Annotated in this window: 12 protein-coding genes; 9 read left to right on the top strand and 3 right to left on the bottom strand. The window is 48.8% G+C overall.

Annotation, left to right across the window (positions count from 1 at the left end):
• Positions 1-194 precede the first annotated feature (194 nt).
• Entirely contained in the window at positions 195-1,949 is a 1,755-nt protein-coding gene (locus tag AMS66_RS05320; RefSeq protein WP_053779794.1) for an alpha-glycosidase, read from the bottom strand.
• A gap of 218 nt (positions 1,950-2,167) precedes the next feature.
• Here AMS66_RS05320 and AMS66_RS05315 point away from each other — a divergent pair, with 218 nt between their 5' ends.
• From AMS66_RS05315 to AMS66_RS05290, 6 genes are all read left to right on the top strand, one after another.
• Positions 2,168-2,851 carry a response regulator transcription factor gene (locus tag AMS66_RS05315; RefSeq protein ID WP_053779793.1) on the top strand — a complete coding sequence of 228 codons (684 nt, stop codon included), beginning with the start codon at positions 2,168-2,170 and terminating at the stop codon, positions 2,849-2,851.
• Between the two features lie 44 nt (positions 2,852-2,895).
• Positions 2,896-4,392, top strand: coding sequence for a HAMP domain-containing sensor histidine kinase (locus AMS66_RS05310; RefSeq protein ID WP_236703199.1), 1,497 nt, complete (start codon positions 2,896-2,898; stop codon positions 4,390-4,392).
• 81 nt (positions 4,393-4,473) lie between these two features.
• Positions 4,474-5,388, top strand: coding sequence for an ABC transporter ATP-binding protein (locus AMS66_RS05305; RefSeq protein WP_053779791.1), 915 nt, complete (start codon positions 4,474-4,476; stop codon positions 5,386-5,388).
• On the top strand, positions 5,385-6,101 hold the full coding sequence (locus tag AMS66_RS05300; RefSeq protein ID WP_053779790.1) for an ABC transporter permease: 717 nt from the start codon (positions 5,385-5,387) through the stop codon (positions 6,099-6,101). Before AMS66_RS05305 ends, AMS66_RS05300 begins: the two co-directional genes overlap by 4 nt.
• Position 6,102: 1 nt before the next feature.
• On the top strand, positions 6,103-6,837 hold the full coding sequence (locus AMS66_RS05295; protein WP_053779789.1) for an ABC transporter permease: 735 nt from the start codon (positions 6,103-6,105) through the stop codon (positions 6,835-6,837).
• A 346-nt stretch (positions 6,838-7,183) separates the two neighbouring features.
• On the top strand, positions 7,184-9,892 hold the full coding sequence (locus AMS66_RS05290) for a PAS domain S-box protein (RefSeq protein WP_053779788.1): 2,709 nt from the start codon (positions 7,184-7,186) through the stop codon (positions 9,890-9,892).
• Between the two features lie 121 nt (positions 9,893-10,013).
• Here the strand turns inward: AMS66_RS05290 and AMS66_RS05285 are convergent, their stop codons facing one another.
• Positions 10,014-10,967, bottom strand: coding sequence for an L-lactate dehydrogenase (locus tag AMS66_RS05285; RefSeq protein WP_053779787.1), 954 nt, complete (start codon positions 10,965-10,967; stop codon positions 10,014-10,016).
• A gap of 501 nt (positions 10,968-11,468) precedes the next feature.
• Here AMS66_RS05285 and AMS66_RS05280 point away from each other — a divergent pair.
• Both AMS66_RS05280 and AMS66_RS05275 read left to right on the top strand, forming a co-directional pair.
• Positions 11,469-12,122: a MerR family transcriptional regulator gene (locus AMS66_RS05280; protein WP_053779786.1), complete on the top strand. Its 654-nt coding sequence runs from the start codon at positions 11,469-11,471 to the stop codon at positions 12,120-12,122.
• Between the two features lie 140 nt (positions 12,123-12,262).
• Positions 12,263-13,084 (top strand): serine/threonine protein kinase, encoded by an 822-nt coding sequence (locus tag AMS66_RS05275; RefSeq protein ID WP_160319665.1) that lies wholly within the window; start codon positions 12,263-12,265, stop codon positions 13,082-13,084.
• A gap of 129 nt (positions 13,085-13,213) precedes the next feature.
• On the opposite strand, the gene AMS66_RS32935 is transcribed toward AMS66_RS05275, so the two are convergent.
• The gene (locus AMS66_RS32935; RefSeq protein ID WP_181014086.1) at positions 13,214-13,390 is read right to left on the bottom strand and encodes a hypothetical protein; all 177 of its coding nucleotides are present in this window, start codon (positions 13,388-13,390) and stop codon (positions 13,214-13,216) included.
• Between the two features lie 209 nt (positions 13,391-13,599).
• Here AMS66_RS32935 and map point away from each other — a divergent pair, with 209 nt between their 5' ends.
• On the top strand, positions 13,600-14,346 hold the full coding sequence (map, locus tag AMS66_RS05270; protein WP_053779785.1) for a type I methionyl aminopeptidase: 747 nt from the start codon (positions 13,600-13,602) through the stop codon (positions 14,344-14,346).
• Positions 14,347-14,517: the final 171 nt, after the last annotated feature.

Below are 14,517 nucleotides of genomic sequence, written 5' to 3'. Positions count from 1 at the left end.
CCATCCATTTGCTCAAAGAGCAGCTGGCCGAGCCACAATAGCTTTCAATAGTATCCATTTCACTACAGCGATAATGTTCCATCCATAACGCATAACGCAGAAAAAGCGCTCTCCAGATCAATAACAGGTCTGCGAGCGCTTTTAGTGTTGCTTTCAATGCGTTGGAATTCCAGGGCCATAACCATATCAAGATACTACACGATATCTGTGCTTAGTACAGCATATCCATATGCGGGCAGCTCAACGGCCAGGATTCCCTCTTCCTTGGCTGTACGATAATTCTCGCCAAATAACTCCGTCCAATCACCGGTGCCCGCCTCCAGCTCAATGATAGCCGTTTCTTCCGAACGATTGAACAAGATCAGAATGCGTTCCTCATTATCCTGTCGTTCCATCACAAGCTGGCTTCCGCCTTCACGGGCTTGTAAGAAACGAATGCTGCCTTTCGCACGCAGGGCAGGATGGGCATGGCGAAGTGCAATCAGCTTCTGATAAAAGGTGAACAGCTCGCGATCCTGCTTTGCCTCATCCCACTCCATACATTTCCGGCAACCTGGATCATGGTCCCCGTCCATTCCAATCTCATCCCCGTAATAGATACACGGGGCACCCATATAACTGAACTGAAACAGCGCAGCCAGTTTCATCTTCCGCTGGTCGCCCTCACATAAGGTGAGCAGTCGTGGTGTATCATGACTGTCCAGCAGATTGAACGCCACTTCGCTGGCTTGCAGTGGATAGCGGGACAACTGTCGACCGATGGAGTTGGCGAATTGCTCGGCATGCATGACATTTTTAACGAAAAAGCGATTTACCGCTTCCGTAAACGGATAGTTCATCGAAGCATCGAACTGGTCGCCTTGCAGCCAGGAGGAGGATTCATTCCATACCTCACCTAAGATATAGGCATCCGGATTTGCAGCCTTGACCACCTTGCGGAAATCTCGCCAGAACGCATTATCCACTTCATCCGCGACATCCAGCCGCCAGCCATCCGTGCCCACTTCCTTGATCCAGTACTCGGCAACTTCCAGCAGATATGCCTTCACTTCAGGGTTTTCCGTGTTCAGCTTCGGCATATGAGCCTCGAACCCAAATGTTTCATAGGTAGGAATGCCATCCTTCACATCCAGCGGGAATTCATGCACATGGAACCAGTCCTTGTATTTGGACTTCTCCCCGTTCTTTTGCACGTCGACAAACGGCGCAAACGTCTTCCCGGAATGATTGAACACCGCATCCAGCAGTACCCGGATTCCGCGTGTATGGCACAGTTCAACCAGTCGTTTGATCGTATCTGCATCGCCAAAATGCCGATCTACCCGCAGATAATCTTCGGTATCGTATTTATGATTGGTCTTTGCCTCGAAGATTGGTGTGAAATAAATGGCGTTAATGCCCAACTCTTCAAGGTAATCCAGATGGTCGATGACGCCCTGGAGATCACCGCCGAAGAAGTTAAACGGAGTCGGCTCGCCACCCCAGGGTTCCACATGTTCAGGATCGAGATCCCGGTTGCCATTGGCAAAGCGTTCAGGAAAGATCTGATAGAAAATCGCATCCTTTACCCATGCAGGCGGTGTAAATACAGCTCCAGGATGGAGGTACGGAAACTGGAACATGTGACCGGGATCGTCGGGTTCATTCGCCTGGAAATCCGTTTCGGTCATCCAGATCTGCTCGGAACCATTTTTCAGCAAAAATGAGTACTTCAGACGATGATACGGAGGCTTTACTTCCCCCTCATAGTAATCGAACATGGAATCGGATGTATATTTGGTTAAAGGAATCAACTCTTTGGTACGTTCCCAGGCGTATTTGTCCCCGGTCAGGGCGTGTACCTCGGTGAGATCATTCTTTTTGGCGCGCAGACGCAGACGAACGGTATCCTTGTCATAGGTATAGGCCCAATTCCGTTTTGGTTGATGATAGATGGCTTCCAGCAGCATATTGAATTTCCTCCCGTCGTATACACACTAGTATGTAAGTAAGTCGCAGCATTCGATGCAGAATTATGCGAAGCGGATGATTAAGGTATAATTTAAAATAGAAGGTGGCACCAATGGTCGTGTAATGATGATTCGTTCATTTTATACAAACAAGATACTTCATTATGTTTCAAATATATAATTAACCCAAAGGGTGCAGAAAGGAAACGAATGCGCGCATGAAAACGAAACTGTTATACATTGAGGACGATACGGAAATTGCCACATGGGTCAGAGCCGACTTGGAGGAGCGAGGCTATGAAGTTATATGGCTCGGAAGTGGTGAGGGCGCAGCGGAAGCAGCCGGGGGCTGCTCGTTGATTATTCTGGATGTCATGCTGCCGGGATTGGATGGATTTACGGTGGGACAGCGACTCAAAAAGGAACATCCTACCGTACCCGTTGTGATGCTCTCAGCCAGAACGTCCATTGACGACAAGCTGCATGGGCTTGATTTTGCCGATGATTATGTAACCAAGCCGTTCCATCCCGATGAACTCGCCGCACGGATTGAAGTCCAGCTTCGGAAGGCAGGAACGGCAATCTCGGCGGATACCGTGGTGAAGCTGGATCACCTGTCCATCTACGAGAAGGATAACCGAATCGTTAATGAGGAGACGGGGGGAGAAATTATTTTATCAGGGAAACAGTTTCATATCTTTGCTTATCTGCTCAGGCATATGGGTATGATTCGAACCAAAGAGCAGATCTACGAAGCCGTTTGGAACGAGCCATACCTGGACGGGGACAAGACATTAATGGTACATATTCGTCATCTGCGCGAGAAACTGGAGCGTGATCCGGCCAACCCGACCATCATTCAGACCGTTCGCGGTGTAGGGTATCGTGTGAAGAAGCCATGAGAAAGAAAGCGACGATACGTAATACATCCAATAGGGATAGAGGAATGAAAGGAAGCTTTCCGGGAAAACGAAAAATGCGTTTTGGCCGCTCCCTGATGTCCCGTTATATTATTCTCATTCTATGCGCGGTTTTGTTTGTTCCGGTCGTGCTTCCCATCATATCGATCATCTATGTGGTGGTAGTGAATAATACGAATACAGAGAATACGGCACCCTATGGGGATGCCACGAAAATCAGCAACCTATGGATTAGGGAATCCGAGAAGCTGAATGGGGCGACCTCTGAAAAAATCAATCAGCGTATGGAACAGCTCCACCGCAAATATCCCAAATCTTCGATGTACCGCGTAGACCGTAACGGTGAAACCGTCTTTATTCTCGCTGGAGAGGATGTTGATGTATCGGAATCCACCATGGATGGAACAACAATGACGACATTGAAGTGGACGCTGGAGCATCAGACAATAGAGACCCGGATTCCTGCGATATGGAATGCAAACACTACCCTGGAATTTATGAAGGAAGCGTACTATCGTGATCCCCTTACAGTGGTTTCTTTTGTGGGTGGAGATAGCGAGGACAAGGGACAGGGCTTCATGGTGATTGAGGTGCCGCGGTATCTTTTGCAAAAGCCACAGAACAACTGGCCTATGGAACTTTTGTATTTGGGTGGATTGATGATGATCATCTTCCTGTTATTTATCATCATGTCGATCCTGTTCTTTGCGCGAATCCGCAAGCGGCTCATCCGGCTCCAGACGGCGATGATCACTCCGGGCAAGGAGGGCATTCCACTTCCTGTTGATATTCGCAGATCAGACGAGATCGGACAGCTGGAGGAATCATTCAACCAGATGGTGCATCAGCTGACAGACAGCCGCCACCGGGAACAGGAGGAAGAGCAGCTGCGCAAACGTCTCATTGCCGGGCTCTCCCATGATTTGCGTACTCCACTGACCGTCATTCGTGGACATATGCATGCCTTGCATAAAGAAGCGCTCAGCGAAAAAGGCGTTAGTTCATTGGGACGCATGGAGGCAAAAATGGAGGACCTGGGTGGACTCATCGACAACATGTTATCGTACAATTTGCTCACTAGTGGGAAGTACACCTTGAAACTGGAAGAGAGGGATATCCTCCGTATTGTCAGGGAAGCGGCGGCAGCGTGGTATCCCGTTTGGGAGAAAGAACAGTTCGACATTGATATTGATTTGCCGGATGAACCACTGATCTGGCTGGTAGATGAGCAGGGAATGCGCCGGATTCTCGATAATCTGTTCCAGAACGTGATCCGCTATGCGACGCATGGAAGGTACATTGGCATATCCACCGAGCAGATTCAGGGGCGAACCGCTCTGGTCATCAAGGATCAGGGTCCGGGCATGCAGCATGAATCGGAAACGAAAGGAACAGGTCTTGGCCTGTCGATTGTGGATCTGCTCGTTCGTGAGATGGGACTGCGCAAGAAGGTGGATAGTTCCGAGGCAGGTGTGCGGGTGTACATCTATAGTGGAACGGTTACGGAAAAACCATTGAAATAACTTTTTTTAAACTAAACTTAAACTTCAGACGACTTCAGCTTTAACCTTGGAAGGTTACGATGATATCCGAGGTGATTAACAGTGAGTGATAATATTATTCAAACCGCTAACTTATGGAAAACATACCGGGACCGTGCGGCGGTCCGTGAACTTGATCTGCATATTAAAAAGGGAGACATCTACGGCTTCCTTGGTCCCAACGGCGCTGGCAAAACAACAACCATTCGTATGCTCCTTGGCTTAATCAAGCCGACCAAAGGTGTGATCCGTATATTCGACAAGGATATCCGCAAGGATCGCATGGACATTCTGAGACGTGTAGGTTCGTTGGTTGAATATCCGTCTTATTATGGACATCTGAACGCGGTGGAGAATCTGGAAACCTTGCGCCGGATATTGGATGTACCCAAATCGAGGATTACCGAAGTGCTCTCTATCGTGGATCTGACCCGGGATGCCAAGCGTTCCGTAAAAGGTTATTCGCTTGGCATGAAACAGCGGCTGGGTATTGCAAGTGCCCTGTTGGGCCAGCCGGATCTGCTGATTTTGGACGAGCCAACGAACGGACTCGATCCGGCGGGCATTCAGGAGATCCGGGAGTTAATCAAACGCATGCCGCTGGAACACGGCATCACCGTACTGGTATCCAGCCATTTGCTGAGTGAAGTAGAACAGATGGCGAGCCGGGTTGGTATTATCCGTGAGGGGAAGATGGTACTTCAGGATACGATCGCCAATCTGCATAGCCAGACGGGCAGTTCCATTCGGCTGACGGTCTCCGAGCCGGAAGAGGCGATGAAGCTGGCAAGAGAGCAGGGACAATTCGGTCAACGTGAAGGAGCGGCGCTCACGTTCCCGTATATGGATAATAGCGCGATTGCATTGCTGGTTCGTCGATTGGTTGAGCAGGACCACGCGGTCTATCGTGTGGAAGAGCACCGTCAATCCCTCGAAGACTTGTTCATGCGGGTCATCGGTGAGGGGGCAACGGTATGACGGGCCGTGCATTATCGTCCGACTGGCTCAAAATTCGTGGCAAAGGCATCTGGTTTCTCGTTTTTCTGGCACCTATTGGTCTTACGGCCATGCAGGCTCTGAACTTCGGGTTGCGTTTGGACTACCTGAAGGAACTGTATGCGGGGAATCTGTGGGAGAGTTTGCTGAATAATGTAGTTGTGTTTGTACCGCTTGCGTTGATGCTGGGGGCGACGATTCTCAGCTCGATGATCGCAAATGTTGAACATGAACAAGGTTCGTGGAAGCAGCTGCTGGCGATGCCGATCACGAGACCTGCGGTGTATCTGGCCAAATTCCTGCTCGCTTGTATGCTTCTCATCATCTCCTGTTTGTTATTAACAGCAGGAATCATTGGTCTGGGACTGCTGCTAGGATTCGACGCCGGAGCGATTCCTTGGTCACAGGCAATCAAGCTGGGTTTACTTCCACTGGCTGGTGCACTTCCGGTGTTATCGCTGGAGCTATGGCTTACGATGGTAAACAAAAATCAGGCTCTTCCCGTCACGCTTGGCATTGTACTCGCTGTAATGGGCATGTTCGCACTTAGTATCTCACCGTACTTTCCGCTCGCTTGGGCACAGATGGCTTGGAGCAGTCCAAAACCATTGGTGTACGTCGGTATGGGTGTAGGTTCGGGTCTCCTGATCATGTTGCTGGGTATGGTGCACTTTAGCCGGAAGGATGTGGCCTAAGATGAGTTTTGCGACGACCTATTTCCGAATCCTGTCCTCTGAACGCCTCAAAATGGGCAAATCGCCTGTCTGGCTTCTAGTTCTGCTGAGTCCGTTAATTGCATTGCTTATTGGTCTGCTGTCCACTCCTTCAGGTCAATGGAGTGTGCTTATGGGCTCGATGATCTTTCTACATGGCTTGTTGCTGCTGCCAATCCTGACCGGTGTATTCACCTCTTTCGTCTGTCGCTTTGAGCATGCGGGGGGAGGTTGGAAGCAAATGCTGGTGTTGCCGCTTACCCGGACGGGCGTATATGCAGGCAAACTGACCATCGTGATTCTGCTTCTGGCGGGTACTCAATTATTGTTGCTGGGGTCCATTCTACTGGCAGGTACGATCCAGGGCATGACGGATCCCATCCCATGGGGATTGCTTACAGGCAAGCTGCTGCTGGGGCTATTCGCTTGTGTGCCACTCGCTGCCCTACAGATGTTCGTTTCCCTGGTTTGGAGCAGCTTTGCCGCTCCGCTGGCATTGAATTTTGCTTTAACCGTGCCTAATATTCTGATCATCAACTCAAAGACCTTTGGACCGTATTATCCTTGGGCGCAGCCAATGATCCTCATGACACCGATAGAAGGCGGAGGCTTCGGGGCATACAATGTTCCGCTTGGGACGATGCTGGCGGTAGTTGGGGGCAGTGCAGTTCTCTTCATTTTAATCGGAGTTCTATATTTTAGACAAAAAGAAATTTGATCAACCTTTTTCAAGGCTGATCATCGTTAAATAAAGATCCCCAGCGACATCATACGCGGAGAAACCCGTATGGCGTCGCTGGGGATTTATTCATTTTCTCACCCAGCCATCAGAAATGTAAGTTCCCGATCTATCATTTAAATAGTTTAAAAATCAACCTTTTAATTTTATGATATCCGATTTTTAAATGAAGAGATTGTAAGCAAATTTGAACTGGAATCTGGTAAAATGAAAAAAGCTGTTTCTAGGAAGGCTTACATGGTTATTCGTGGGTAGGCCCATTTCGCCGAAAATTTTATTTTTTGGTTGTTAGATGAAGGTATAGGCCAAGAAAAGAGGGTAAGCCTTGGATATTAATAAAACGGAAACCCTGAAGCGCATTATTTCTGAGGGAAGTTCTTACCAATCATTGTTTTTTAATCACCCGGATGCCATATATGTGATGGACATCCATGGAAATCATATTGACGCCAATCCCTCGTTTGAGCGGATATCAGGATATAAAATTGAAGATCTGATTGGAATGAGTCGAGATCGAATCAGCCCTCCAGAAAGTGAGCGCCTAAGGAATAAATACATTGGTGAGGTGTTGGCTGGGCGTTCCGTCAGTGATTCAATGGCTTTTTACCATAAAGATGGTTCTGTTAAACATGCGGAGATTACGTATATTCCCATTACTGTGGGAGATGAAGTTGTGGGAATATACGGGATTGCCAAAGATGTTACTGAAGTTGTGGCAGTCGAACGGAAGCTGCAGGAGACACAGGAGAAATATCAGGTGCTGGCTGATCATGCCCAGGACCTGATTACTACCTGTTCAATAGATGGCAAGCTGCTGTACGTTTCGCCCTCCGTGTATACGTTACTGGGGTATAGACCGGAGGAAGTCGAAGGCAAATCCTTCAAGGATTATTGTTACCCGGGAGATTATCCTGATCCGATAGAACTGTCCATGATCGGCAATGGTTGCAAAATGCGAGTGCTTCACAAGAAAGGGCACTATGTCTGGATGGAGACTCTGGCGAAGCCTGTGGCTGGAGATGAGGGCGAGAGTACGCAGATTGTGAGCATCAGTCGGGATATTACCCAGCATAAAGATGCGGACAGACGTCTGCGGGAGAGTCGTCAGCGTTACAAATCTCTGTTCGAGCATAATCCGGCTGCGGTTTACTCGTTGAATCTCGAAGGTAAGTATACTGCTGTGAACCGCAATCTGGTTAAAATGCTGGATGTACCTCGAAGCAAGCTGATCGGGCATTCTTTTCTTTCGCATCTGGATCCATGTGAAATACACAGCGGACAGGCTTATTTCGAACTGGTGAAGCAGGGTAAGCCCCAACACTATGAGTCTCGGATCGTGAACTCCAGTGGCAGGAAGGTTGATGTATCCATCATTAATGTTCCCATCATTGTGGATCAGGAACTTGTGGGTGTGTACGGGATCCTGTCGGATATTACGGAGCGTAAGGATTATACGGAACAGATTCAGGAGCTTAGCAAACAGCATACCCTAATTCTCAACTCGGTTACAGAGGGCATCTATGGATTGGACGCAGATGGCATCACCAGGTTTATGAATCCAGCTGCTGCTTCCATGTTCGGCTACGAATCGGAAGAGTTTGTCGGCAAAAGCTCACATCCCATCATTCATCATTCACGTGCGAACGGAAGCTATTTTCCAAAAAATGAATGTCCCATTCATATGACCATGATGGACGGGCAGCGTCGTACAGTGAAGGAGGATGTGTTCTGGCGCAAAGACGGAACCAGCTTTCTGGTGGAATACCAGGTTACACCGATTATCGATGAGGGTCAGATTCGTGGCGCTGTTATCGTGTTCAATGATGTGACTGGTGATCGCGAAATTGTGCGCGCCAAGGAAACAGCTGAACTCGCGGCTCAGGCCAAGTCGGAATTCCTGTCCATGGTCAGTCATGAAATTCGTACACCGATGAATGGAATTGTAGGCATGACTGAATTGCTGATTGGCACGGATTTATCGGAGGAACAGCGAGAATATGCCGAGATCATCCGTGAGAGTGGCGATGCCCTATTAAATATTCTGAATGACATCCTTGATTTCAGTAAATTGGAGTCCGGGAAAATGGCTTTGGCCTACGAACCGTTCTCGCTGCGCATCATGTTGGAACAGGTTGCGGAGCTTTTCTCTCCTAGAGCGGAAGAGAAGCAGTTGAAGATCCGATATCGACTCAATCCCGACATCCCTGAATTTATGGTGGGTGATGTGATGCGTATTCGGCAAATACTCGTCAATCTGGTGAGTAATGCCTTGAAGTTCACGGACCAGGGGAGCATCGATGTTACGGTGGATATTATCCGCGGCAATAGACCGGAAGCGAGTGTGCTGGACTTTGCGGTGAAGGATACAGGAATAGGTATTCCAGAAGATAAGCTGGATCAATTGTTCCAGTCCTTCTCTCAACTGCATCCTGTGATTAACCGCAAATATGGCGGAACAGGACTTGGATTGGTCATCTCGAAGCGGCTCGTGGAGATTATGGGAGGCAGTATCAGTGTGGAGAGTGAAGATGGAAAGGGATCAACCTTCCGCTTCGCTGTACCGGCCACAAGTGTAGACGCGACTGCAGAGCAATCTGCACGTCAATTCAGCCATGATCGCACACGTCAAGGAGATGAAGTGGCGATGCGCATTTTGGTTGCCGAGGACCACCCGGTAAACCGAAAGATTTTAACAGAGTATCTGGAGAAGCTCGGTTATCAAGCGGATGTATGCTCGAATGGAGTCGAGGCCATCGAAGCCATTTCACAGAATGCCTATGATATTGTATTGATGGATCTGCAGATGCCTGTCATGGATGGACTCAAAGCGACAGATCTTGTACACCGATTAATTCCGCAGGAGCGAATTCCAGCTATTATCGCGGTAACGGGCAATGCCAAACGTGAAGACAAGGAAGCTTGCCTGGAGATTGGGATGCGCGACTTCATCAGCAAACCGATCATGCTGAGTGAATTAAAGCGGGTATTGCAGCAATGGGGGCCAGCAGATGAACCGCAGCTTGCACCAAGCTAATACCTGCTATATGGGTTAACAACAACCACAAAAACGCCAATGACGCTTCTGGATCAGGAGGTTATTGGCGTTTTTGTGTCCGTAAATATTCTGTTATTGCCATCCATGAATGGATGGACGGTCATACCGAGGTTAAACGATTGATGTTACCTGACAAAACCTCACAGGAACGACCGAATTTCTCACGTTCAGATGCATCCAGATTCAATTCGATAATCTCCTGAATCCCATCCCCGCCAATAATGGCCGGGACACCTGCACAGACATTGCTCTGTCCATACTCTCCATCGAGGATTGCGGAGACAGCAATGATCTTGTGTTCATCATTGAGGATCGAACGGGTAATATGCGCGAGGGCGTTACCGATTCCGAATTGCGTGGAACCTTTGCGAGTGAAAATTTCCCACCCGGCGTCTTTCGTTTTGCGGGCGATATCCTCCAGATCCAGATGTTTGAAGCGTTCCTTGTGCTGTTCCATAATATGCATAATCGGTTTACCTCCAATGGTGACATGCGACCATGCCACGAACTGGGATTCTCCATGTTCTCCGAGAGCATATCCGTGCACGCTGCGTGGATCGATGGAGAAGACCTCTGACAACAGCGTTTTGAGGCGGGATGAATCAATAGATGTACCTGTACCGATCACTCGTTCACGTGGAAGGCCGGACAACTTCCATACCATATAAGTTACTATGTCAACCGGATTAGCCGCGATGACAAAAATCCCCCGGAATCCACTATCCATAATGGGGACAACGATATCCTTGGCAATGGACTCCGCTTCCTCCAGAATGTCCAGACGAGTCTGTCCTGGCTTCGGATTCGCTCCGGCAGTCAGCACAATGACGTCCATGCTGCCGCAATCTGCATAAGTGCCGGCATATACCTTCGTACGGTTATGTGTGAAGTCCATGCAATGCGAAAAATCCAGCGCCTGTGCCACAGCGCGGTCATACGTCCGGTCAACCATCATAATTTCTCTGCATATCGATTGATTAATCATGGAATACGCACAACTTGAACCGACAAGTCCCGCCCCGATCACCGCTACTTTACCTGATTTGCCTAACACAGCCGTTCAACCCCCATTTACATTTGATTTATCCGTTCTTGATGAAACTTATGTTAAGTATAGTCCTATATTTTATGCCAACAACTGCTTCTACGTTACATAATATAACACATGGAAAAGCTGTGCAGCAATGATTTCCTCTGTCGCGGGAGCGTATTGGAGTGACGGAGTTAACAAAATTGACATGATTAATTTATCTTCATAAAAAGTGACGGCGTTTGCACCAACGATTTTCGACATGACAGCATTCGTGCTCATTGTCGGATGAAGGGTGATTTTTACGAATGGGGCACCTGACAAAAGTTCTTATGAATCCGCAGAAACAGAAGAAAAGCGTCAAAGGGATCTGCAAAGAGGCTGACGAATACATACGGACAAGCAAATGAAAAATGCGCACTTGATCCATGAGACAGGTTGACCCGATCCGATGACAGTTCCAGAAGGGAACGCTGAAGCCACTACCTTGTATTCAAAAAGACTTCATTCCGGGAGGGAATAATAATGATTGAAGAAGCAGGAGCAACGACGGAAACGGCCAAGAGCCTGGGCATTGGTGCCAGTACTCTTCGTAAATATGCGGCAGCACTTGAGGAACAGGGATATCGATTCGAGCGTTCCGCCAACAAATCCAGATTGTTCAAATCGGACGATATCGAATGCATCGAACGCCTGATGACAGAACTAAGGGAGCATAACCTGCCACTTGCAGATGCTGTGGTGACCGTACTGACTCCAAACTCGCCTGTGATGGCAATGGAGGATGCTTCGGGGGCGGAATGTGCGGCAACAGTGATGCCCGCAATATTTCCTGAGGGACCTGAACCAACAGGTACCCTGAGATCGTATGAAGGTCTGGGACAACTGGTGAGTGAAGTGACGTTCGGGGCTGTAGAACAGCAGGATGACCAGGTCCAGCTGCTGCAGCACAGGGTAGACGAGCTGGAGTTAACGCTGCAACATCTGGCCGATACCCATCTTGCTCTCCAGGAGCAGATGGAGAAGCAGCGCCTGTGGATGAACGAGAAGCTGGAAGAAGAGCGGGACCGTGAACTGGTCACCAATCTGCGCAGCTTCCAGGGAAGAAAACGCAAACCCAAAGGGACGTCGCTCCGAATGTTGTTCGGGCTGCTGCCGAAAAAGCATAAGGAAGCCTGATGGCCGGGTCCATGCTCGTCGTGATTTTGCACAGATAGCTTGATATAATGAGCCCATATAACAACAAGAAGACTGGCTGCTGATCTGCTCTGAACAATCGGACAATAGGGAGAGATCAGAAGGCTGGCATGGGAGGATCTGTGGAGCTGCGACGAAGCTGGCAAAGACTGCTTGGCCTATGGACTGATCGTCCCCGGCGGGAAGGTACGAAGATCGCCGGACGTTATACGATAAATGGATTGCTCGGCATGGGAAGCTATGGACTGACATATCTGTGTACTGATGAGCATTCCGGCAAGGATGTGGCTTTAAAAGAGTCCAAACCCAGCAAGGGCAGACTCGCTGCAGGCTTGCTGGACAGGGAGGCGGATGTGATGAATCGGATGGATCATCCGGCCATCCCTGAGTTGCTGGATGTATTCACATACCGGACGCGCAGTTACATTGTCACCGAGTATATCCTTGGAGAGACGCTGGAACAGTGCATTTTCGATCAAGGCCGGAAATATACGGAACAGGAATGTCTGGAGTTGGTAAGGCAACTGCTGGCTCCTATTATGCATGTTCATGAGCAGGGATTTATTCATGGGGATGTGCGTATTCCCAATGTCATTTTACGTAACGGGAAAGTGCATTTGATTGATTTTGGCCTGACGCGGCGCATGGGGGAGCCGTTGTTGCCTGAGCTGAAACGCCGGATGCGTGAATGGCCTGAGCCAGAAGATGAACTGGCTGCACCTGACCAGGATTTGCAGGATCTCGGTCATTTTCTTTTGTTCATGCTGTATTCATCTTACGAGCCGGAGAAGGGCCGCAAACCGGCCAGCTGGCAGGAGGAACTCAAGCTTACGCCAGAAGTTCACGATATGCTGGAACGACTGCTTGGATTTCGTCTAGGCTATGCAGGCGGGGCGTTGGAATTACAGGCGGATATTGAGCGTATGCTGCTGAGATTGCGATGATCAATCAAAAAATAGGGGTGATTTGCTAACCGTGAGGACGGTTGCAAATCACCCCTTTCAATACATATACGGATTAAGCGCCAGCCTAGGCTGGTACGAACATTTCTGTTTGGAAAGATTAGTACCAGCTTAGCTGGAGCTATATTTTCTGCTTTTATAATAACCGGAGCCGTGGCGGCTATCCCGGTGTTTTGCATCCGAAGATGAATATCGTCTGTAGTTGCGTTTACCAGAGGAACTGCTATACCGCTTACGGTGCGAAGAAGATTTGGAATCCAAAAGTTTGCCTAACATTTTCCTGAACATGAGGTTTTCCTCCTTTCGACTTCAGCCGTTTTAAGCATATACGGGGCTCCGTCGAAGCGGGTTTCGAATTTTTTTAAGGGGAATTGTATTCATTGGACAGGGGCTAGGCGTATAATAGGATGTTGAGGATTTCACGGAATTTTTTATTTGGAGCATTTCGCGTTACAATAGAAGACAGGATGAGATTTTAACGGACAGGAGTAGTTGTAATGATTACGTTGAAGACCAAAGAACAAATAGAAAATATGAAGAAGGCAGGAGAAATTCTTGCCGCATGCCATAGAGAAATCGCTGGAATGATCCGTCCAGGGATCACAACACAGGAAATTGATCAGTTTGCAGAGGCTTTTATGAAGAAAAATGGCGCTACGCCGGAACAAAAAGGATACAACGGATACCAATATGCGACATGTGCGTCGGTTAATGATGTGATCTGTCATGGATTTCCGGGAAAATATGTACTGAAAGATGGGGACATCGTTACGATTGATATGGTCGTGAATCTGAATGGCTGGCTGGCCGATTCCGCGTGGTCGTATGCGGTGGGTCAAGTGACTCCGGAAGCACAACACCTGTTGGACGTCACCAAAACATCCCTCTACAAAGGGATTGAACTGGCTGTGGTCGGCAACCGGATCGGGGATGTCTCCAATGCAATTCAGACGTATGCGGAAGGTGAAGGTCTATCGGTTGTCCGTGAATTTATTGGCCACGGCATCGGCGAGAAGATGCATGAGGAACCACAGGTGCCTCACTACGGCCCACCACACCGTGGTCCACGTCTCAAGGAAGGTATGGTTATTACGATTGAGCCCATGCTGAACATCGGTACGTACCGCAGCAAGTTGGACTCGGATGGTTGGACAGCACGTACTCAGGATGGAAGTCTGTCTGCTCAATATGAGCATACGATTGCTATTACAGCAGATGGACCTGTGATTCTGACTGCCCAATAATGGCTCCAGATGTCTCCAATGTGATGATATTTGCATATTTCAAGGCGGCCCACGTTTGTGATCCGCCTGTTTCGGTTTAAACTATTTAGAGGCGATACACATAGAGCCGGTGGTGAGTGATATCAGCTGACAGAGGGTTAACTCTGGCCCACTGGCAAGAAGGAGGTCATT

The sequence above is a fragment of the Paenibacillus xylanivorans genome, assembly GCF_001280595.1.
Taxonomy (GTDB): Bacteria; Bacillota; Bacilli; order Paenibacillales; family Paenibacillaceae; genus Paenibacillus; species Paenibacillus xylanivorans.
Note: the sequence above shows the minus strand (reverse complement) of the source record. Positions and strands in the feature narration are given on the sequence as shown.